This window comes from Pedobacter sp. 05L430 (assembly GCF_056397585.1).
This window is the reverse complement of record NZ_JBFTNT010000004.1, coordinates 97,224-118,052: the sequence shown is the minus strand read 5'-3', so window position 1 is coordinate 118,052 and position 20,829 is coordinate 97,224. Positions and strand designations below refer to the sequence as shown.

18 protein-coding genes are annotated in these 20,829 nt (G+C 38.0%); 4 read left to right on the top strand and 14 right to left on the bottom strand.

The window, feature by feature from the left end:
- Window positions 1-19: 19 nt before the first annotated feature.
- From AC1DG9_RS02355 to AC1DG9_RS02345, 3 genes are all read right to left on the bottom strand, one after another.
- Window positions 20-3,097: a TAT-variant-translocated molybdopterin oxidoreductase gene (locus AC1DG9_RS02355; protein ID WP_172661723.1), complete on the bottom strand. Its 3,078-nt coding sequence runs from the start codon at window positions 3,095-3,097 to the stop codon at window positions 20-22.
- A 47-nt stretch (window positions 3,098-3,144) separates the two neighbouring features.
- Window positions 3,145-4,437, bottom strand: a complete 1,293-nt coding sequence (locus AC1DG9_RS02350; protein ID WP_246269619.1) for a c-type cytochrome — start codon at window positions 4,435-4,437, stop codon at window positions 3,145-3,147.
- Window positions 4,438-4,690: 253 nt separating this feature from the next.
- Window positions 4,691-5,671, bottom strand: coding sequence for a deoxyhypusine synthase family protein (locus AC1DG9_RS02345; protein ID WP_477634263.1), 981 nt, complete (start codon window positions 5,669-5,671; stop codon window positions 4,691-4,693).
- Window positions 5,672-5,950: 279 nt separating this feature from the next.
- Here AC1DG9_RS02345 and AC1DG9_RS02340 point away from each other — a divergent pair, with 279 nt between their 5' ends.
- A complete protein-coding gene (locus AC1DG9_RS02340) occupies window positions 5,951-7,081 on the top strand; it encodes a BamA/TamA family outer membrane protein (RefSeq protein WP_288883630.1) in 1,131 nt (376 codons plus the stop codon).
- Here the strand turns inward: AC1DG9_RS02340 and AC1DG9_RS02335 are convergent.
- Window positions 7,078-7,878, bottom strand: coding sequence for an O-methyltransferase (locus AC1DG9_RS02335; RefSeq protein ID WP_477612047.1), 801 nt, complete (start codon window positions 7,876-7,878; stop codon window positions 7,078-7,080). The genes AC1DG9_RS02340 and AC1DG9_RS02335 overlap by 4 nt on opposite strands.
- A gap of 17 nt (window positions 7,879-7,895) precedes the next feature.
- Here AC1DG9_RS02335 and AC1DG9_RS02330 point away from each other — a divergent pair, with 17 nt between their 5' ends.
- Window positions 7,896-8,765 (top strand): transglutaminase-like domain-containing protein, encoded by an 870-nt coding sequence (locus AC1DG9_RS02330; protein WP_048907765.1) that lies wholly within the window; start codon window positions 7,896-7,898, stop codon window positions 8,763-8,765.
- 1 nt (window position 8,766) lies between these two features.
- On the opposite strand, the gene AC1DG9_RS02325 is transcribed toward AC1DG9_RS02330, so the two are convergent.
- The 3 genes from AC1DG9_RS02325 to AC1DG9_RS02315 form a co-directional block, all read right to left on the bottom strand.
- A complete protein-coding gene (locus AC1DG9_RS02325; protein ID WP_288883634.1) occupies window positions 8,767-9,681 on the bottom strand; it encodes an alpha/beta hydrolase in 915 nt (304 codons plus the stop codon).
- Between the two features lie 2 nt (window positions 9,682-9,683).
- Window positions 9,684-10,758, bottom strand: a protein-coding gene (prfB, locus tag AC1DG9_RS02320; RefSeq protein WP_152542455.1) for a peptide chain release factor 2 whose coding sequence is annotated in 2 segments (ribosomal slippage) — window positions 9,684-10,697 and window positions 10,699-10,758 — 1,074 coding nt in all. Because the reading frame shifts where the segments join, the coding sequence is not laid out codon by codon here.
- A 77-nt stretch (window positions 10,759-10,835) separates the two neighbouring features.
- Window positions 10,836-11,339: a DUF937 domain-containing protein gene (locus AC1DG9_RS02315; protein ID WP_288883637.1), complete on the bottom strand. Its 504-nt coding sequence runs from the start codon at window positions 11,337-11,339 to the stop codon at window positions 10,836-10,838.
- Between the two features lie 169 nt (window positions 11,340-11,508).
- On the opposite strand from AC1DG9_RS02315, the gene pgi reads away from it, so the two are divergent.
- Together pgi and AC1DG9_RS02305 are read left to right on the top strand one after the other, a co-directional pair.
- Window positions 11,509-13,158, top strand: coding sequence for a glucose-6-phosphate isomerase (gene pgi / locus AC1DG9_RS02310; RefSeq protein WP_288883638.1), 1,650 nt, complete (start codon window positions 11,509-11,511; stop codon window positions 13,156-13,158).
- A 166-nt stretch (window positions 13,159-13,324) separates the two neighbouring features.
- Window positions 13,325-13,870, top strand: coding sequence for a DUF4251 domain-containing protein (locus AC1DG9_RS02305; RefSeq protein WP_288883640.1), 546 nt, complete (start codon window positions 13,325-13,327; stop codon window positions 13,868-13,870).
- Window positions 13,871-13,883: 13 nt separating this feature from the next.
- Here the strand turns inward: AC1DG9_RS02305 and AC1DG9_RS02300 are convergent, their stop codons facing one another.
- From AC1DG9_RS02300 to AC1DG9_RS02270, 7 genes are all read right to left on the bottom strand, one after another.
- The gene (locus AC1DG9_RS02300) at window positions 13,884-14,990 is read right to left on the bottom strand and encodes a glutaminyl-peptide cyclotransferase (RefSeq protein WP_477634262.1); all 1,107 of its coding nucleotides are present in this window, start codon (window positions 14,988-14,990) and stop codon (window positions 13,884-13,886) included.
- Window positions 14,971-15,333, bottom strand: a complete 363-nt coding sequence (locus tag AC1DG9_RS02295; protein WP_172661734.1) for a YraN family protein — start codon at window positions 15,331-15,333, stop codon at window positions 14,971-14,973. The genes AC1DG9_RS02300 and AC1DG9_RS02295 overlap by 20 nt, the downstream gene beginning before the upstream one ends.
- Entirely contained in the window at window positions 15,333-17,306 is a 1,974-nt protein-coding gene (dnaG, locus tag AC1DG9_RS02290) for a DNA primase (protein ID WP_172661735.1), read from the bottom strand. The genes AC1DG9_RS02295 and dnaG overlap by 1 nt, the downstream gene beginning before the upstream one ends.
- A 46-nt stretch (window positions 17,307-17,352) precedes the next feature.
- On the bottom strand, window positions 17,353-18,018 hold the full coding sequence (locus AC1DG9_RS02285; RefSeq protein WP_172661737.1) for an SGNH/GDSL hydrolase family protein: 666 nt from the start codon (window positions 18,016-18,018) through the stop codon (window positions 17,353-17,355).
- A 54-nt stretch (window positions 18,019-18,072) separates the two neighbouring features.
- On the bottom strand, window positions 18,073-19,017 hold the full coding sequence (locus tag AC1DG9_RS02280; protein WP_477634261.1) for a hypothetical protein: 945 nt from the start codon (window positions 19,015-19,017) through the stop codon (window positions 18,073-18,075).
- Between the two features lie 175 nt (window positions 19,018-19,192).
- Complete coding sequence (locus AC1DG9_RS02275) at window positions 19,193-20,380, bottom strand: M20 metallopeptidase family protein (RefSeq protein ID WP_288883648.1); 1,188 nt, start codon at window positions 20,378-20,380, stop codon at window positions 19,193-19,195.
- Entirely contained in the window at window positions 20,364-20,816 is a 453-nt protein-coding gene (locus AC1DG9_RS02270; protein WP_288883650.1) for an SPOR domain-containing protein, read from the bottom strand. The genes AC1DG9_RS02275 and AC1DG9_RS02270 overlap by 17 nt, the downstream gene beginning before the upstream one ends.
- Window positions 20,817-20,829 lie beyond the last annotated feature (13 nt).

The window sequence follows — 20,829 nt, the reverse complement described above, 5'->3', positions numbered from 1 at the left end:
TATTTTCTTTAATATCAGCTTACGCTTGTACTGTTGTATCTGTATTTCTAATTTTTGTCATATAACCTATACCCGGTTGTACGTTTATCTCTTCTAAAACATAGTAAATACGTTCACTACGTAATGCTTTAGATACTTCCGAGTTAGGATCGTTGCCATCTCCAAAGATGATTGCATTGGCAGAACAAGCTTGCTGACAAGCCATTTTGATATCGCCATCTTTTAACGGGCGTTTTTCAATTTTAGCTTGTAATTTACCTGCTTGAATACGCTGAATACACATAGAGCATTTCTCCATAACACCTCTTGAACGCGTAGTTACATCAGGGTTAAGAACCAACTGAGTAAATTCATTATTCAAGTAGTTATCGAAGCGTGAATCATTCCAGTAGTTAAACCAGTTGAAACGACGCACTTTATATGGACAGTTGTTTGCACAATAACGTGTACCCACACAACGGTTATAAGCCATGTGGTTCAAGCCATCTGATGAGTGTACTGTTGCCAATACCGGACAAACAGTCTCACAAGGAGCATGATCACAATGCTGACAAAGCATTGGCTGATGAACTACAGAAACGTTATCAAGGTTATCTAAATGAGCAATTTCTTTCTCTTTAGTTACTGAATTGATGCCATTTCCATGTTCGCCATGAGCATGTGCCTCTTCTGCATGACCTTCACCTTCAACATTAAAGCTGTAATAACGGTCAATACGAATCCAGTGCATCTCTCTACGTCTGCGTACCTCTGTTTTACCTACAACCGGAATGTTATTTTCCACGTTACAAGCAACAATACAAGAACCACAACCAGTACAAGCATTCAAATCGATTGCCATAACCCAGTTGTTACCTGGCTTCTCATATTTATCCCACAGATCGTAAGTTTTATGCTTTGCGTGGTCATTACCTGAACCAGCAGCGGGATTCTTTTTATATTCTGTAAAAGTAGCTTCGCGAATAATATTTCTACCCTCAAAAGAGTGGTGAGTTTGCGTTTGAGCCAGCTCTTCAGTTTTTCCTGTTCCAGAAAGCTTAACGGTAGTTGCATACTTAGAAGTACCATTAGTAAAGCTTACAAATGGATAAGCATTTTTTCCAACGTTATCTCCAGCTTTACCAACCTTTGTACGTCCGTAACCTAAAGCAACAGAAGCTGTTCCCTGAGCTTGTCCTGGCTGAATAAGCACAGGTAACTCAATTTCATAACCTTTATCGTCTTTTATCGAAACAATATCAAACTCTTTAAAGCCTAATTCTTTAGCAAATTTAGGTGCTAAGGCAATGTAGTTATCCCAGGTTACTTTAGAAACAGGATCAGGTAATTCTTGTAAGAATGCATTGTTTGCATGTTTACCGTCTCTCATCGGAATACTTTCGTAAACCTGTAACTCGATATCTTTAGCTAAAGCCTTACTGTTATTTACAATCGAAGGTATTACAGCTGCAAGCGATAAGCTAAATGTATATGTGCCGGCAGGTTTCAATGCCGAAGCAAAAACCCCTGTTTGCAATACATCTTGCCATGTTTTACCTAAAGCAGGTAAAATGCTTTTTTCCCAGTTATTACGTACATACTGATAATATTCTTTAACCGGACCGTTAGACCAGATTAAAAGACTTTCCTCAGCCTGACGTGAGTTAAACACAGGGTTAATGGTTGGCTGTACAATTGAATAATATCCTTCATATGCGTTAGCATCACCCCACGACTCTAAATAGTTATGGTTAATGGCAATTACATTACACAATGTTGAAGTCTCATCTTTTCTGTCAGAGAAAGAAACTTTTAAACCAACTTTAGCTAATCCATCAGTAAATCCTTTAGCATTTGCAACGTCATAAGCAGGGTTGCTATCTAAGAAAAATACTGCAGCAACCTCACCTCTGTTCATTTCGTTGATAAACTCAGCAAATTCTGCGTCATTACCAGCGTAACGTTTACAAGGGTTATCAAGATCTATAGTAGTACCGTAGCTACCAATTGCCGAGTTAATTGCATTTACCAATATTTGGGTAGATACATCATTCGAACCTGAAACTACAAGTGACTTTCCTTTATTTTGTAATAATTCTTTAGCTATTAATTTAAGTGCTTTATCAGCAGTAACATTATTAGGTAAAGCAGCACCAGCTAAAGCGTTTCCGGTAATTGCATTATATAAGGCAATTAAAGCAGGTCCTTCTTCTGATAATTTAACCGGTACACGGGTATCTGCGTTTGTTCCTGTTAAGCTCATACCAGCTTCGAATTGGAAGTGGCGAGACATCTTACCAGCTTTCAAAGATTTGTGATCTCTGTTCGAAACGTACTGTGAAGTAAATTCTTCTCCGCTAATCCAGGTACCTAAAAAGTCTGCTCCGAAACTTACAATCAGATCAGCCTTATCAAAGTTATATTTAGGAATAACAGCTTTACCAAAGCTATTTTCATTTGCTTTAATAATACCTGTATAAGAAACAGCATCATACTGAACATGCTTAGTAGTTGGATAAGCAGTTGTAAAATCAGCAACAACCGCTTTAGTAGAGGGGCTGCTTACTGAAGATGAAACAATACGAATTTTCTTTCCTGAAGCCTGAGCCTTATTTAACTCTGCCTGTACAAACTTATCTATCTCAGCCCAGTTACTCTCTGCATCTTTTAATACAGGAGCTTTAAGTTTTGAAACATCATAAAGATCCAATACAGAAGCCTGAGCCTGAGCATCAGTACCACAATTAAACGTTCCTGCATTAGGATTTGGTTCAATTTTAATTGGTCTTCCCTCTCTTGTTTTAACTAAAACACTTTGTCCGTTAAAACTTGAAACATAATAGTTCGGTATACCCGGAACTACCTCTTCAGGTTTAACCAGGTAAGGAATTGATTTGTGAACAGGAGCAGTTTGACAAGCTGCCAGCGTTACCGCACCTAACCCAAAGCCTAAAGCCTTTAAAAAGTCACGGCGTGGAGTTACTGTACTTAACCCTGCTTCATTTAAAACATCTTCTATTGGAAGTGGCTCAGCAAATTCGTTTTTGTTATTTTCAACAAAATCCGGAGTGTTTTTATACTCTTCTAAGCCTTTCCAGTATTTTTTATTGCTTTCCATTTAAGCTATATTACTGTTTATCGAACGTTCTTTTTATTAAACTCTAATTAATAGTGGCACTTACCACATTCTAAACCACCCAAAGCTGCAGGAGTGATTTTCTCACCTTTCTTGATTTTCTCATGCGCTTCAATAATCTTATCATAGAATGCATTTCCTTTAACTTCAAGTTTGGTGTCTTTATGACAGTTAACACACCATTTCATGGTAAGTGGAGAGTATTGATATATCTCTTCCATTGTATCAACCGGACCATGACATGCAAAGCAAACAGGCTCATTAGGTTTCAAACCTTTCTCTTTTCTGATAGCTTCTTCACCTACAACTACGTGTTGAGAGTGATTAAAGTAAGCGAAGTCAGGAAGGTTGTGAACACGAACCCATTCAACTGGTTTTTCTTTTGAGTGATCATAAGTCATAGTTGCCGGATCATATCCAAGGGCAGTATAGATCTTTTGAATCTCTGGTGAAATCTCGCCATCATATTTCTCTGTTGCCTGCACTGATTTGTGACAGTTCATACAAACATTCAAAGATGGAATGGTTGAGTTTTTCGATTTAAATGCACCAGCATGGCAATACTGACAATCAATTTGATTGGTACCTGCGTGCAGCTCATGCGAGAACTTGATCGGTTGTACCGGTTGGTAACCAGTATGAACACCTGTATCCCACATACCCATCCAGCCAAATGAACCTAAGGTTATAATTAAGCCCAGGATGAAGAAAAATACAAATTTCTTATTCTTAAATAATCTTTTAACACCTGTACCTAAAGAAACGCTATCTTCTTCCGCAAGAACAACTCCTTGTTTTTGAAGTATCAAACGCTCTAACATTTTTATCGCACGACCTAAAACGATCAATACAATAATAGATATCAGGATAATTGCGGCAACCCCTGCGATTGAAAAACTGGAAACACCTTCAGAAGCACTTTCTGTTGCTGCTTTATCTCCTTCTTTCTTAGGCTCACCTGCCTTAGCGTAAGCTATAATGTTTTTAATTTGATCATCAGTCAAACGTGGAAATGTTGTCATCTCCGCAGCTGAGAACTTAGAAGCCTCTATGGCTTGCTTGTCTCCTGCATCAACTAACGCTTTCCAGTTTCTGATCCACTTGATTGCAAAAGCTTCATCAAGCTCATTAAGTTTTGCTGTTAATGCCGGACCAGTACTGTTACGATCTAACTGGTGACAAGAATTACAATTATCCTTAAATAGTTTGCGGCCCTCTACTACATCTTGTGCCTGTGTTGCAGAAACGATTAAAACAGATAGAGCCGTAAACATGAATGCCGACTTCCAAACTCTTCTAACGATCAATGAGATATCCCTCATAATGAGTATTTTATGCTATTTTTTAAAAAACTTTATAAACGCAATTGGCTTTTAAACTTAGGTCCTTCACCAAAACGTCCACAAAAGTAAAATTTATTAACTTACCAATGACAAATAAATGACAGTAAATACAATTTATAATCAATCTAAATAGTTCGTTTTTTATGCTTTAAACGACGAAAATCAGCATTTTTTTAAAAATCACTGATTCCATTTTAAGTCCTACTTTCAAAGCAGGACTTGTTAATTTAAATTACATTTTTAATATCCACGCAAAGATCAGTGGCGCCACTATAGTCGCATCCKATTCTACAATGAATTTCGGTGTATTTATATCCAACTTACCCCAGGTAATTTTTTCATTAGGAACTGCCCCTGAATATGAGCCGTATGAAGTTGTCGAATCAGAGATCTGACAGAAGTAACTCCAAAATGGAATATTCTCCATTTCCATGTCCTGATACAACATTGGAACCACACATATAGGAAAATCTCCAGCTATACCACCGCCTATCTGAAAGAATCCAATTCCTTTACCATCGCTGTTTTTGATATACCAATCTGCTAACCAGCCCATGTACTCAATACCACTTTTCATGGTAGTTGCTTTAACTTCTGATTTCATCACATATGAGGCAAAGATGTTACCCATTGTAGAATCTTCCCATCCCGGAACAACAATTGGCAAATTCTTTTCTGCCGCTGCCAGCATCCATGAATTCTTAGGATCAATTTCATAATATTGTTCCAAATCTCCGCTTAACAACATTTTATACATAAACTCATGCGGGAAATAACGTTCTCCTGCATTGTCTGCATCTTTCCAGATTTTATAAATATGTTTTTGCAATCTGCGAAATGCTTCTTCTTCAGGAATACAAGTGTCGGTAACACGATTGTAATGGTTCTCTAATAAATCCCATTCATCCTGAGGGCTCAAGTCGCGATAGTTAGGAACTCGTTTATAATGTGAGTGCGCAACAAGGTTCATAATATCTTCTTCCAGATTCGCGCCTGTACATGAAATAATTGATACTTTGTCCTGACGAATCATCTCAGCCAGTGAAATTCCCAATTCTGCGGTACTCATCGCGCCAGCTAGCGTGATCATCATTTTACCACCTTCATCTAAGTGCGTTTCATATCCCTTAGCTGCATCCATCATTGCGGCTGCATTAAAATGGAGATAATTGCGCTCCATGAATTGAGATATAGGTCCTCTTGTTGTACTCATTTTGATCTTAATTTTGTTGCCGCAAAAATAGGCAAATAATCTTAATGCCCTAATTGTACTTCACCTCTCCTTAAAAACCGGTACGACTACCTGTCTTATCTAAAGCAAGATTCTATCTTAACAATACAAACAACACTGTTTTTCTTCTTATAACGACCTTTTCTCATCATGTAAAAATCTAGTTAGGATAAGTTCCAAACTTTAGGATTCAATTTCAAACACTGGCCTTAAAGTTGCTAGGCAGAACTGATAATTAAATTTTTCTACTATTTTAGGCCAATGAAGAGAATTTCCCTGTGCACCGTATTTGTTTTAATAGCCCTAAGTTCAATGGCGCAAAAGAAACTAATAGAGCGCTATCTATCTAATAAAACAGATTCCTCACGCAGGCCTAGTTTTATGCCCGTTCCGGTTTTTAGATATACACAAGAAATAGGCCTTGAATTTGGCATTGGTGCACTCTATTCTACTTATCTAGACAGGAAAGACCTTACAAATCGCAGTTCAAATTTTTCAACTGTGCTTTCTGCATCTACTAAGGGCCAATATAACATCTCCTTGAAAGGAGATGTTTGGACAAAACAAAACACGCATCACTACATTGCTGAAGTGCGCTTTAAAAGAATGCCCTTCGATTTTTATGGTGTAGGCAATGAAACTCTTGAGGCAAACGAAGACAGACTCATTCAAGGCTATGTTAAAGTTGGCCTAGAAGCCGAAAAATTACTCCTACCTCATATGTACAGTGGTTTATCTCTTGGCTTTGAAAACTATCATTTTACCGATAAAGAAGTGGGAGGCATTTTTACCACCGACCAAACACTAATCCACAAAATAGGAGGTTCTGTATTCTATGCAGGAATTTCCCAGACATATGACACCAGAAATTCTAACAACTATACAACCAAAGGCTTTTACGGAAAGGTAACCTATCAATATGCACCAGACTTTTGGGGAGGAGAGAATTTCACAGGAAGTTTAATAAAAGCCAATGTTCGCAATTTTTGGTCCTTATCGCCCAAATTTGTCATCGGGGTAAATGGATTATTCCACTCTGTGCAAGGCAAGAACATACCCTTCTACTTATTACAACAAATGGGTAACGACGAAATAATGAGGGGCTACTATACCGGGCGATACAGAGAAAGGAATTTACTTGCCGCCCAGGCAGAGTTACGCTATCGTTACAACAACAGGTTTGGCGCTGTCATATTTGGTGGCGCAGGACAAGTATTTGATAATGGCGACCTATCCATCAAAAGTTTTAAACCTTCATATGGAGCTGGTGGGCGTTACTTCTTTGATCCTGAAAAAGGATTAAGTGTACGCGTTGATTATGGTATTGGCGAAAAACGCGCAAATGAAAAACGCCAAACCGGTTTTTACATCAGTTTAGCTGAAGCATTTTAAAACTTTATCTTAAAGTGCTCCTTAGCCTGTCCTTTTCTAAAATAAACCAACCCTATCCAAAACAAATCAATTGTAACAACAACCTCCGGGTGATTCTTAATTTCTTGCCAGGCTTCCTTCATTCCTTTACTCCAATATATATCATCAAATATGAGCAGGGAGTTTTCATGAATCTTAGGTAAGCACCAATTGAAATAATTTAATGTAGCCTCTTTTCTATGATTACCATCAATGTAAACAAAATCAAGCTTTTCTGCTTTAGTTATAACGTCAGGAAGTAATACATCAAAATTTCCAACCTGCAATTCAACATTTTCAAGATCCAGTTCTTTAAAATTATTATGCGCAACTTTCGCAGTTTCCGGACAACCCTCAATTGTAATAACATCTGCTTCAGGACAAGCTTTCGATAAATAAGCCGTAGTTATGCCTAAACAAGTACCTAGTTCAATAATAGCTTTAGGATTATTGTCTTTTGCTAAACGATAAATCAATTGAGCCAAAGCAGGATTCTTCAATGCGTTCTTCGCAATCTGACTTACCTTCTTTGTTCGGTTCTTATTTAAATGAGAACCTGCACCCAGATCGGTCACAGTTACTAATGAATCGTCATTGAAAAGTTTTTTTCTCTGCGCTTCAATGCTTTTATATTCACTTTTAGACTTAAAATCGTAAATTACCTCATCCGTAAGTTTATAAACAAATGGGGAATGGGTACCATGCCTGCTTTTAGAGGTAAAGCGATGCTTCAGATAATCACTGATAAAGTTAAAAACCATAGCCGCAAAAATAGGCATTCAAATTTGTATGTTTAATGGAAAACATTAAAGAAATAACTGCTTTAGTAAAACTTCTTGATGATCCCGATCAGGAAATCTATCAACACGTTGAGGGACGACTGCTTGAATATGGCAATGAAGTCATTGACTACCTTGAAAATGCCTGGGAACATTCATTAGATTCTTTGCTTCAACAAAGGATAGAAAATATTGTACATAAGATACAGTTTTCAAATGTCAAGGAAGATCTTAATTTATGGTATCAAAGCGGAGCATTTGATCTGTTACAAGGGGCCTTAGTCATTAACCGCTATCAATATCCTGATCTTGATGAGGATAAGGTGATTCTTCAGATTGAAGAAATCAAAAGAGAAATCTGGTTAGGATTGCAATACGAAATGAGTTCTATTGAAAAGATAAAACTCATCAACCATATCTTTTATAACATTTACGGCTTTAGTGGAAATACAAAAAACCACCACGACCCACAGAATTCATATATAAACCAAGTACTGGAAAGTAAAAAAGGCAATCAGATTTCGCTTGCCATCATCTATTCTACACTTGCGCAAAAACTGGATATCCCTGTATATGGCGTAAACCTGCCTCAGCATTTTATTTTAGGATATATAGACGAAAGTAAGCGCGAAGAACAGGAATTTGGAGTTCTTTTTTACATTAACGCATTTAACAAGGGGGCCATATTTGGTAAACACGACGTTGATCAGTTTCTCCGACAGCTAAACCTCGACCCTCTTCCAGGATTTTACGCACCCTGCAGCAACGTAGAGATCATCAGGCGTGTTATCCGCAACCTGATATCTGCTTATGAGAATCTGGGTTCAAAAGAAAAGGTTGAAGAGCTTAAGGAATTACAGGATATTCTGGCAAATACTGAGCTTTAAATTATAGAAACTTATTACTTTTCATCCAATTCGTCAGCCGCTCAAACCAGTCGTCTGATGTGGTTTTGTTATTCAAACCAAAACCATGTCCGCCACCTTGATATAAATGCATCTCTGCCTTAACCTTGTTAGCCACCAATGCCTGATTAAAAATAATACTATTTTGTACCGGCACACCGTTATCATCATTAGCATGAACTAAAAATGTTGGTGGTGTTTGTGGCGTTACATGTTTCTCATTGGAAAAATATTCTTTTTGTGCCTGCGTTGCATTAGCACCTGCCAGATTATTTGCAGAACCTGTATGTGGTGATTCAATAAATGAAATAACCGGATAAATTAAGATAGAAAAATCTGGTCTCAGGCTAAGCTTCTCTTTATTCTCAATTTTCACATCATTGTAGTGAACCGTTAATGTCGAAGCAAGGTGGCCACCTGCAGAAAAGCCCATAATACCAATTTTTGCTGGATCAACGTTCCATTTATTAGCTTGCCCCCTTACCAGATAGATAGCCTGTTCTGCATCCAGCAATGGCCCAAATGATTTATCAACCATTATTGCATCATTAGGTAAGCGATACTTCAGCACAAATGCAGCTACACCTATATCATTAAATCGCTTTGCAACATTATACCCCTCATGATTAATAGCCAAAATACCATAGCCCCCGCCCGGGCAAATGATAACAGCTGCTCCAGTAGCCTTTTCCTTTGAAGGTAAAAATACAGTAAGCGTTGGTTCAGATACTTTACTGATCCGTATAATTCCGTCATCTCCAACAGGAGCGGTCTCTTTAAAATCTGCAGGTGCTGGTTTTGATCCCGGTATTACGCCGGGATATAATTTAACTATTTCCTGAGCATTCAAATTAGCTGTACACATCAGTATCATTAATAACGAGGTAAAATATTTCATCTTTAAAATTCCATTAAGTATGCTTTTAAAAAGTTGTTTATATCCCCATCCAGCACAGCCTGCGGGTTTGAGGTTTGGTAATTGGTCCGATGATCCTTCACCCTCCTGTCATCCAGCACATAACTCCTGATCTGCGAGCCCCACTCTATCTTTTTCTTACTTCCTTCTACCAAGGCTGTAGCTTCCATACGCTTGCGCATCTCGATCTCGTAAAGCTGCGATTTCAATAAGCGAATAGCATTTTCTTTATTCTGAAGCTGTGAACGCGACTCCTGATTCTTAATAATGATTCCCGAAGGTTTATGATATAAACGAACTGCAGTTTCTACCTTGTTTACATTCTGGCCCCCGGCACCACCCGACCGGAACGTTTCAAACTCTATCTCCGAATCCTTTACTTCAATTTCTATGGTGTCATCAACCAGTGGATATACATAAACCGAGGCAAAAGAAGTATGTCTTCTCGCATTGGAATCAAATGGAGAGATTCTGACAAGGCGATGTACCCCATTTTCTCCCTTTAAATACCCATAGGCGAATTCACCCGAGATTTCAATTGTAACTGTTTTAACACCCGCTACCTCACCTTCCTGGTAATCCTGCTCACTTACCTTGTATCCATTTTTCTCAGCCCACATTAAGTACATACGCATTAACATATAAGCCCAATCGCAGCTTTCTGTACCTCCGGCACCCGCGGTAATCTGCATTACTGCATTCAGCTGATCTTCTTTGGTTTTGAGCATATTTTTCAGCTCCAGATCTTCTATGGCATTTACACAGAGATCAAACTGTTCCTGCATTTCTGCTTCAGTGGCATCTCCGCTCTGCCAGAAGTCGAAAAGCACTTGGGTATCTTCCATCAGGCTGTTGGCGTGCTGCCAGCCATCAGTCCACACTTTTTTCGAATTGATTTCAGCAATATGTTTTTCTGCTTTCTTTGGGTCGTCCCAAAAATTTGGTTGCAGGGTAAGCTCCTGCTCAATACGAATATCTTCTAATCGGTTTTCAACGTCAAAGGTACCTCCTCAGCGACGCTACTCTGTCCCTTAAATCCTGAATTTGTTCTTTAGTCATAATCACAAATATATAATATAAAACACAAATGGCTACTTAAACAATGTTTAAATAGCCATTTGTTAAAAGAGGGAGAATTAATTAAAAAGCCCCTTTAGTTTATCTACAATTCCATCTCCTTTACCCTCTGCCCCAGTCGCACCATCATTATTTCCTGTAAACATTCCTGTAATATCCGACAGATCGAATTTACCATCCGGCCCTGCAAGGTTACCTAATACGTCTTTAATATTAAATGAATTATCATTTGGATCGTTAGTTTTATTTACAAATTTTTCCATTATTGTAGGAATAATAGAAGCAGCAATACTTTTTGCAGATTCCATGTTGATACCCAACCCCGCCAGTTTTTCTGTAAAACCGGATGACGCCTGATCAACAACTGAACCTGTACCTCCATTTTTAAATGTATCTACTAAACCTCCAATATCTCCTGATGACAGCTTTTCTTTAAGCGCATCAATAATAGAACCTGATGCGGCTTCAATTGCTGCGTCATTTTGCTCATTCGGAACTGCACTATTATTCACAATAGCGTCCTGAACATTTTCTGTTACCAATTGTTTTAAATTTTCAATCATAGCTAGTTTTTTTATGGCAATGGATTGCCTATTATATTTAAATATAGCTAAAATAATTCTCTTGTATGAACTTCCGATGAAACTATGTTTATCATTAAAATATTAAATCTCTGCAATCAAATTTTGTGAAATAAAATAAACCGCTACATTTACAAAAACACTAATTATTATGCTTCCAACAGTAAACTTTACAGAAACCGCCGCTTACAAATACCTGGCCGATCACTTTATTAACATCAATGAAAAAAGCTTAAAACAGCTATTTGCAGAAGATGAAGGCCGATTTGAGAAATTCTCCTTAATATTTGAAGATATCTTGGTCGACTATTCGAAGAACCGAATTGACGATACCACTATAGCTCTGCTCATTCAATTAGCCAGAGAATGCAAATTAGATGAAGCAATAAAGGCAATGTTTAGTGGAGATAAAATTAACCAGACAGAGGGCAGACAAGTATTGCACATCGCATTACGCGAACCTGCCGACGGTGAAATTTTAGTAGATGGCAAAAACGTTGTTAAGGACGTCCATCAGGTGCTTTCAAAAATGGAAAAATTCAGTAATGCCATCATTTCCGGAAGCTGGAAAGGCTATACTGGCAAAGTGATAACTGATGTTGTTAATATTGGTATTGGAGGTTCTGATTTAGGCCCTGTAATGGTTACCGAAGCTTTAAAGGCATACAAAAATCATTTAAACATGCATTTTGTATCAAATATAGATGGCACCCACATTGCAGAAACTTTAAAACAGGTTAATCCTGAGACTACATTGTTCCTGATTGCCTCAAAAACGTTTACTACGCAGGAAACCATGACCAATGCAAATACTGCAAGAAGCTGGTTTCTGGAAAAAGGTGCAAAAGCTAATGACATTGCAAAACACTTTGCTGCCTTATCAACCAATGCAAAAGACGTTTCTGCTTTTGGAATTGATACTGAAAACATGTTCGAATTCTGGGATTGGGTTGGTGGAAGATATTCTCTATGGAGTGCAATCGGATTACCAATTTCATTGAGTATAGGTTTCGATAACTTTAAACAATTATTAGCTGGAGCACATTCCGCAGATCAACATTTTGAAACTTCAGAATTTGAGATCAATATCCCCGTTTTATTAGGTCTTATAGGCGTTTGGTATATCAACTTCTTTAATGCCGAAACTCAGGCCATTTTACCTTACGATCAATACATGCACCGCTTTGCGGCTTATTTCCAACAAGGCGATATGGAAAGTAACGGTAAACATGTAGATCGAAATGGAAATGATGTAAACTATGAAACCGGCCCAATCATTTGGGGTGAGCCTGGTACGAACGGTCAGCATGCCTTTTATCAATTAATACACCAGGGAACACGCTTAATCCCTTGCGATTTTATTGCCCCTGCACAAAGTTTAAACCCTATCGGCGATCATCATCCAATTCTTTTATCGAATTTCTTTGCTCAAACAGAAGCTTTAATGAATGGAAAAACCAAAGAGCAGGTAGTTTCAGAACTTAAAAAAGAAGGTAAGTCAGACGAAGAGATTGACAAACTGGCGCCATTTAAAGTATTTGAAGGTAACAGACCGACCAACTCTATCTTATTAAAGAAAGTTACACCATTTAGCTTAGGAAGTCTTATAGCTATTTATGAGCATAAGATCTTTGTACAAGGCATTATATGGAACATCTTCAGCTTTGATCAGTGGGGTGTTGAGCTTGGTAAACAATTAGCAAAAAGTATTTTACCTGAACTGCAAGACAATAATGATGTTTCTTCTCATGATGGATCTACAAACGGATTGATCAATCAATACAAAGCCTGGAGAAGTTAAGTATTGAACACTTAGTTTGTGTATTTACTTAAATGATCACATTAAACCTTTTAATGTTAATTTATTCTAACCCAACAGAGTAGCATGATCATATTTTATGATTAAAAAGGTTTAATGCTATTTTATTTGTAAATTGAGATATAAAACACATTTAAAGTAAATCATCATGAAAACGCTTAAAAACACATTACTGTTGGTTATCATGTTCATCGCGATACAGGTTTCTGCCCAAACGGATAAAGAAACCACCGCAAGACTGGTAGAAGCCAAAACTTTGGTATTTAACGCTACAACAGCATTACCAATGGCAAATATGGATCTTAATAAGGTTCTCCAAAGATTTCCGGGAGGGCAGGGAAGCGGAGCAATTCAGCTTAGTGGATCCCAATATACGCTAACAATAGCTAAAGATAGTGTAGAAGCATATTTACCTTACTACGGCAGGGCATACAGTGCAAATTTAAATCCTAACGACTCAGGCATTAAATTTAAATCTAAAGATTTCACCTACAAAACCGAGAAAAGGAAAAAAGGTGGCTGGCTAATAACCATTAGACCAAAAGACACCAAAGATGTACAATCACTTACGCTAAGTGTTGGAGAAAAAGGATACGCAGTGCTTAACGTAACCAGTAACTACAGACAAGCCATTGCATTCAACGGCTTCATTAGCGAGCCCGTTGCAAAGTCTAATAATGCACCTGCTAAATAATTAAAGAATAGCGTTAGTTCTTTTTTACAGGAACTAACGCTATTTCAAATAACTTCGGCCATTTCTTTCCTGTAACAAATAGACGCTTATCTTGTTTATCCCAGGCTATACCGTTTAAAACATCATTTAAAATACTATCTTCTGTTTTAAAGTATCCCTTTGGCAACAATCCGCTCAAGTCTATTTTCTTCTCAACAATCCCTGTATTAGGGTCGATTACTACTAAATAATTGTATTGATAAATATTTGCGTAGATTTTTCCGTCTATATATTCAAGCTCATTAATAGAATCAACTGCCCCAAGGTTATCATAAACATCAATTACACGTTCATCTTTATAGGTATCCTTATTCATGAAATAAAGTCGGTTTGTACCGTCAGACATGATCAACTGCTTACCATCATAACATAAACCCCAACCCTCTCTGCTGGTTTGATAAGGAAATGTTCCAATTTGTTTAAAGGTCTTGGCATCATATACAAACCCGGAATTCGCTTTGTAGGTTAACATTACAATCTTATCGTCTACAAGTGTAGATCCTTCTCCAAAATATTGCTTGTCAAGATCTATCTTTTGCACAGCCTTGCCAGTTGCTAAATCTACCCATCTTAATGTCGAGAAACCGTTCTCACCAGTACTTTCCAGTAATCTCCCATTATGGTATTCCAGTCCCTGAGTATATGATGAAGTATCGTGCGGATAAGTCTTAACAATTTTATAAGTTAGCAGCTCAGGGTTTAATCCCGACCTTAACACAATATTAATTGTCGAAGTATCTTTTTTACTCCCATCATCAGTTATTGCTGTAATTATCTTATATCCTACGGCCAGTCCTTTTGTTTTTATACTTATGGCCTCTGTGCCGTTCTTTGTTTCAACAGTTTTACCATCTACCTGGTAAGTAACTGATTTAATCTGGTTGTCTTTTGGAACATCGAGTTMCACTTTTACCTCATCACCCAAACCAAACATTTGCCCTTGTTCGGGTGCTTTAAACCCAACTACAGAAACAGAAGGTTCATTCTTACAAGAAAAGATAAATGAAACGCTAAATAGTAGAGAAAGGATTGGTATTACCTTAAAGAAATTGGTGTTATTTTTAACTTGGCCAGAATGCATCTTCAATATGATTAATTTTATAAAGGTGTTTATTTTCAAAAACAATTGCAATAATATCGAAACGAATTTCACCTTGGTTGTTATTCATTTCAATGTAGGCAGATGAAGCATACTCAAGTTGTCTTTCCTTCTTAATGCTTACAAAATCTTCAGGCTCACCATAATCTGTCGAACTTCTTGTTTTTACTTCAACAAAAATTATTGTCCCTTCCTCATTAGCTATAACGTCAACCTCCGCTCTACCGTACATCCAGTTCATTTTTAGTATCCGATAACCCAGATTTTCTAAATACTCTTTAGCAATATCTTCTCCTCGTTTACCTAAATCGTTGTGACTGGCCATTACTTTAATATAACAGTTCCAAGGTACTTAGAAATATCCCGCTCTACACCCTTTATCATCATGTGGCGCTGCATCAAAATCTCCTGGTTTACCGGGTCGGTTTCACTTGCAAGTTCTTTTGTAATATCGGTAAGCATCTTGCCAATTTTGTTCTTTTTAAGATGATAGAGCCCACCAAAAATTGTTGCTTTTAAGTTTATGCTCTCATCTCTAACATAAATATTATGTCTGTTTTCCCAATTCTCGCTTAGTGAATAGGGTGAGGTTGATAATGTGATGGCAAGATCAACAATCCGCCTGTCTCCACTTTTAATAAACTGACTGGCAACCGGCAAATGACCGTTCTCTATTTCTTCTCTGTATGTGTCAATAATGAGTTTACATATCTCATCCTCAAAAGTAACATCAGCTAAGTTCTGTATAATAAAAGAACCAATATACATATTGTCAATCTTATCCCAGGTAACCAGCTCATGACCAAATGCCAGTAGTAGCCGAATGATCTCGCGTTCCTGTATTAGATTTGTATCCGCTGTTTCTACCTGCTCTGCAGGTCCGGCCGACTCTCCAGGGTTCTCAAACAGATTATCAGGCGGCCCATCTTGCTGATATGGGTTTTGTTGGTATTGCGACTGCTGAGGTTGGTTGCCCCCACTTGTTTTTTTAAATTTGGCGGCCCTGATTTTATTCAGTTCAGAAAGCAATATCCTTTCTTCAACCTGCAACAAACCACTGCATTCTCTAATAAAAACAGAAGCTTTAATGTCGTCAGGTATTTTAGCGATACTTTCTACAATATCCCTAATAATACCTGCCCTTTTTATAGGATCAGTCCCAGCCTCTTTTAACAGGATGCTGGCTTTATACAGAATAAAATCCTTACGGTTATTTTCTATGTACTTTTTAAACTCTCCCGAACCAACATGATGCATGTAAGAATCAGGATCATGCCCATCCGGAAAAAGCACAACCTTAACGTTCAATCCTTCTTCAAGGATCATATCTAAACCTCTCAGAGAGGCTTTAATACCCGCAGCATCACCATCATAAAGAATGGTAACATTTTCCGAGAACCTACCAATCAGCCTTATTTGTTCGGTAGTTAATGATGTTCCCGACGAGGCCACCACGTTTTCTATGCCGGCTTGGTGAACAGCTAAAACATCTGCATAACCTTCAACCAGATAACAGTTATCTGCATCTCTAATTGCCTTCTTTGCATGAAACAAACCATAAAGCACGTTAGATTTATGGTAAATATCGCTTTCCGGTGAGTTTACATATTTAGGAACATTTTTATCTGTTTTTAATGTCCTGCCACCAAAACCAATTATCCTTCCGGTAAAATTATGAATTGGGAACAGCACCCGACCTCTGAAACGGTCATACAGCCTGCCTTTATCATTCCTGATTGCAAGGCCCGTTTTCTCCAGATATTCTTCTTTATGACCTGCTCCAACAGCACTCTGGATCAAAGCATCCCAGGCATCGGGCGAATAACCCAATTGGAATTTCTTTAAAATATCCTCTCTAAAACCACGCTCCTTAAAATAACTTAGGCCAATTGCCCGGCCATCCTCACCTGTCCACAGCTCATTGGCAAAGTAATTTGCAGCGTACTCAGAAACGATGTACAAGCTCTCGCGGGCATTCTGTGCTTCTATATTTTGAGGCGACTGAACAGTCTCCTCTACTTCGATATTATATTTATTGGCCAGAAATTTAAGTGCCTCCGGGTAGGAGTACTTTTCGTGGTCCATAATAAAGTGAACAGAATCGCCCCCTTTACCACACCCAAAACACTTATAAATCCCCTTGGCCACCGACACGTGAAACGAAGGGGTTTTCTCATTGTGAAATGGACAATTTCCAATTAAACTTGAGCCACGCTTCTTTAGAGTCACAAAATCACCAACCACCTCCTCAATACGAGCGGTTTCCGTGATTTTGTTTATGGTATCCTGATCAATCATTCCCTATTATTTATCCTCTCTTCCAAATGCAGCAAAATGCTGAAATCTATTTTACCAATGGCAATAACTTTTCTGCTAAAGTCTGATTGCCCTTTTCATTCAAGTGCACGCCATCAGAAGTTAAAATTCCTTTGTCTTTATCTTCGGTATTATGCTCAGCGTTATAAGTCTTAAATATTGCTCTCAAATCACAAAGTGGGAGGTTATTCTTAGCAGCGAGTTCTCTTATAGCACCAGAATACTTATCCAAATCTCCATCCATCTCATTTACGCCATTCTTTTTCTCACCAATTACTGCCGGGGTACAAAGAACAACCTTGGCACCATTTGCCTGAATCTTATTTATCAATGCCTGATAGAACTTAATAAACTTATCGTAATCTGTTCCTGTTCTGCTCGACTGCTTGTGCCATACATCATTAACCCCTATGTAAATTACTACCAGATTTGGTTTTTTGTTCAGCACGTCTTCTTCCATTCGAAGATAAAGGTCATATACCTTATTACCACCAATGCCTGCACCTATAACCTCGTATTTTGCAGGGTCAAGCGCCTTTTTTATTAGGTCAACGTACCCACCCGGCTCAACGCCGGCCTGAGTAATAGAATCTCCAAAGAAGATGATCTTTTTGGGTTTATTATTCATAGCAGAGAAAAGTAATACCATAAGAAATGCAGACAGTAACGTCAGTGATTTGAAGTAAGTTTTCATTGTTATAATCTTTTAAAAATAAAAGCTTAAAGAGCTTCTTACGAAGTTAAAAAATTACTTTCCTTTTCCAAGGTGATAATCCTTATGTACAATTAAAAAGCTGGCGCGTTCTTCCTTTTTTAAAGGATAGTCCCAATTCCCCTGATAAGAGATTTTGGTGGGCAGTTTCTCGTCGCCGAAATAACTGGTTTCGATATTCATCTGCACATTAAAATCAAACAGCATATTGCTGTATTTCATATCTACATAACGGCCCAGTATTTCGAAAGTGCGCTTATCAAAAATAGTAGTAAGCTCCTTTATCATTAGGCCTTCTTTGGTTCCGTTGCTTAAATCCTTCTTCACCGTCACCTTAAAACGGTATACCGGAATTGAATCCAGATATGTCCCGCTGTAATAGCTGTAATCGTAATACTGTCGCATATTAGCAGTAAAAATTTCTGTTTTACTACCAATAAAAGGCAAGCCTTTAATTGGTTTTCCCGGAGCAAAGATCAATGTTTTTAATTTATCCTTATACCCTGCATTTGCACCATCTGCCTTTCCTCCCTTTGAATCTTCTTCCGAAAATTCAGTTTTGTAAGCATTCATAAAGATGTAGTCAAACATTTCAATCGTATACAATTGGTATTTGCCATTCTTTCTGTACACCTTTCCGGTATCCTGTTTTGCAAGGTATACCATCTTTTCGGGGCCTTCATTAGTATGTTTGATCTTGCGATAGATCCGCCCGTCTACCTTATTTTTCTTATTATAAGTATAGATGTTGTTCTCTGCAATGAAATTATACTTCTTCATATTTCTGAAAGCCTTATAAAAGCTTTCATCAGTAATAATGGCGTTAATAAAAGTCTCTACACMAAATTTCTGAGCAGAGATATTTACGGCCGAATCAAGCTGTATGGTTTTAATAGTATCTGGATTAAAACGATCTATTTCCTGAGCAGATCCTTTTAAAGTAATTCCAACTAGTACAGCTAACCAAAGTATTTTCTTCATCTATTCTAATTATGTAGTCGATCGTCAAGCGTTCGTAATCCTGGTTTGGTAAGCGCTCGTCATTCTGAATTTATTTCAGAATCCCGTTTGAGCAGGTTTTGAGTAGTATGTCCGAGATCCTGAAATAAATTCAGGATGACGAGTGCACTAGGATAACGCATATAACATGATACTATTAATTACCCAGCTGCTTAAGCGCAACATAAGCCATCAATCCTGTAGATGTCTTTAGTGCATCTTCATCAATATCAAAGTTAGGCGTATGAACAGAATAGGTAGTTCCTTTTTCTTTATTTCCTGTTCCTAATCTGTAAAAGCAAGCGTCTGTAACTTGCGAGTAATACGCAAAATCCTCTGCAGCCATCCATATATCCAGGTCAACCACATTCTCTTTACCTAAATAATCTTCAGCAAAAGCACGCGTATTAGCTGTTAACTTCTCTTCATTTATCAAATAAGGATAGCCGTCCATAATTCTAAAATCACAGCTTCCACCCATACTTTCGGCAATTCCTTCGGCCATTTTTTTCATTAAGCGCTTTGCTTCTTTGCGCCATTCTTCGTTTAATGTTCTAAAAGTACCTTCAATTTTCACCTCATTAGGGATAATATTCGTTGCCCCGTTGGCTTGTACTTTTCCAAAAGAAAGGACAGAAGGTAATCTTGGATCTGCATTTCTGCTCACAATCTGCTGCAATGCAATAATAATATGAGAAGTGATCAATACAGGATCTATATTTTGATGTGGCTGTGCACCATGCCCGCCCTTTCCATGAACCGTTACATACAATTCATCGGTAGATGCCATATAAATACCTGAACGGAAGCCTACTTTACCGGTATCAATTAGAGGCATCACATGCTGCCCAACTATCGATTGCGGCTTAGGGTTTTCAAGCACCCCCTCCTTAATCATAATACTTGCACCACCGGGCAAAACCTCCTCGGCAGGTTGAAATATCAACTTAATAGTACCTCCAAATTCAGCCTTTAAGCTATTCAGGATATAAGCACTACCTAATAAAGAAGAACTATGTACATCGTGTCCGCAAGCATGCATTACGCCGGGATTTTTAGAAGTATAAGGTTTCTCATTAGCTTCCAATATAGGCAAGGCGTCCATATCAGCACGCAATGCAATGATGTTATCAGATGGAAGATCTCCCTTAATAATTCCTACAACTCCTGTATTGGCCATATCAGAAAAAGGAATACCCCAATCTGTTAAATGCTTTTTAATATATGCTGAAGTTTCAAATTCCTTAAAGGAAAGTTCCGGGTTGGAATGAAGGTGCTGACGGTAGCCAACAACCTGTTCAAAAATATCATTTGAAAGTGCCTGTATCTTATCTTTCTGGATCATCGTTGTATTCTAAATTAGGTGCATTAATCTTTTCCCTGAATATAAATAGCGTAGGAAAATTACTTCTTAGTTCGTTCATAAATCGCTGAGCTTCCAGGCGCGTCCGGAAATCTCCTACCCTTAAATAGTAGTTAGGCTCTTTATAAGTGATGTAAGTATTAACTGCTGGGTAAAGTGAATTAAATCTTGATTGCTCATTAAAAACCTGTCTTCTGTCTGATCCATAAAATGCCTGAACCCTATATCCCATCTGCGATACCACTGGCCCCGGCTTATAGGGTACAGTCCCCGTCCCTGGCTCCTTTGTATTTAACGCAATGCGTTTTGCTATTAAGCTATCTATCATTGGGTCCTTAATTATAGTTACCTGACCCCTGGTTTGAGCAAACAGACCAAAATAGGAACAACAGAATAACGCAGCAAATAGTAGTTTCATGAACAAGGCTTTA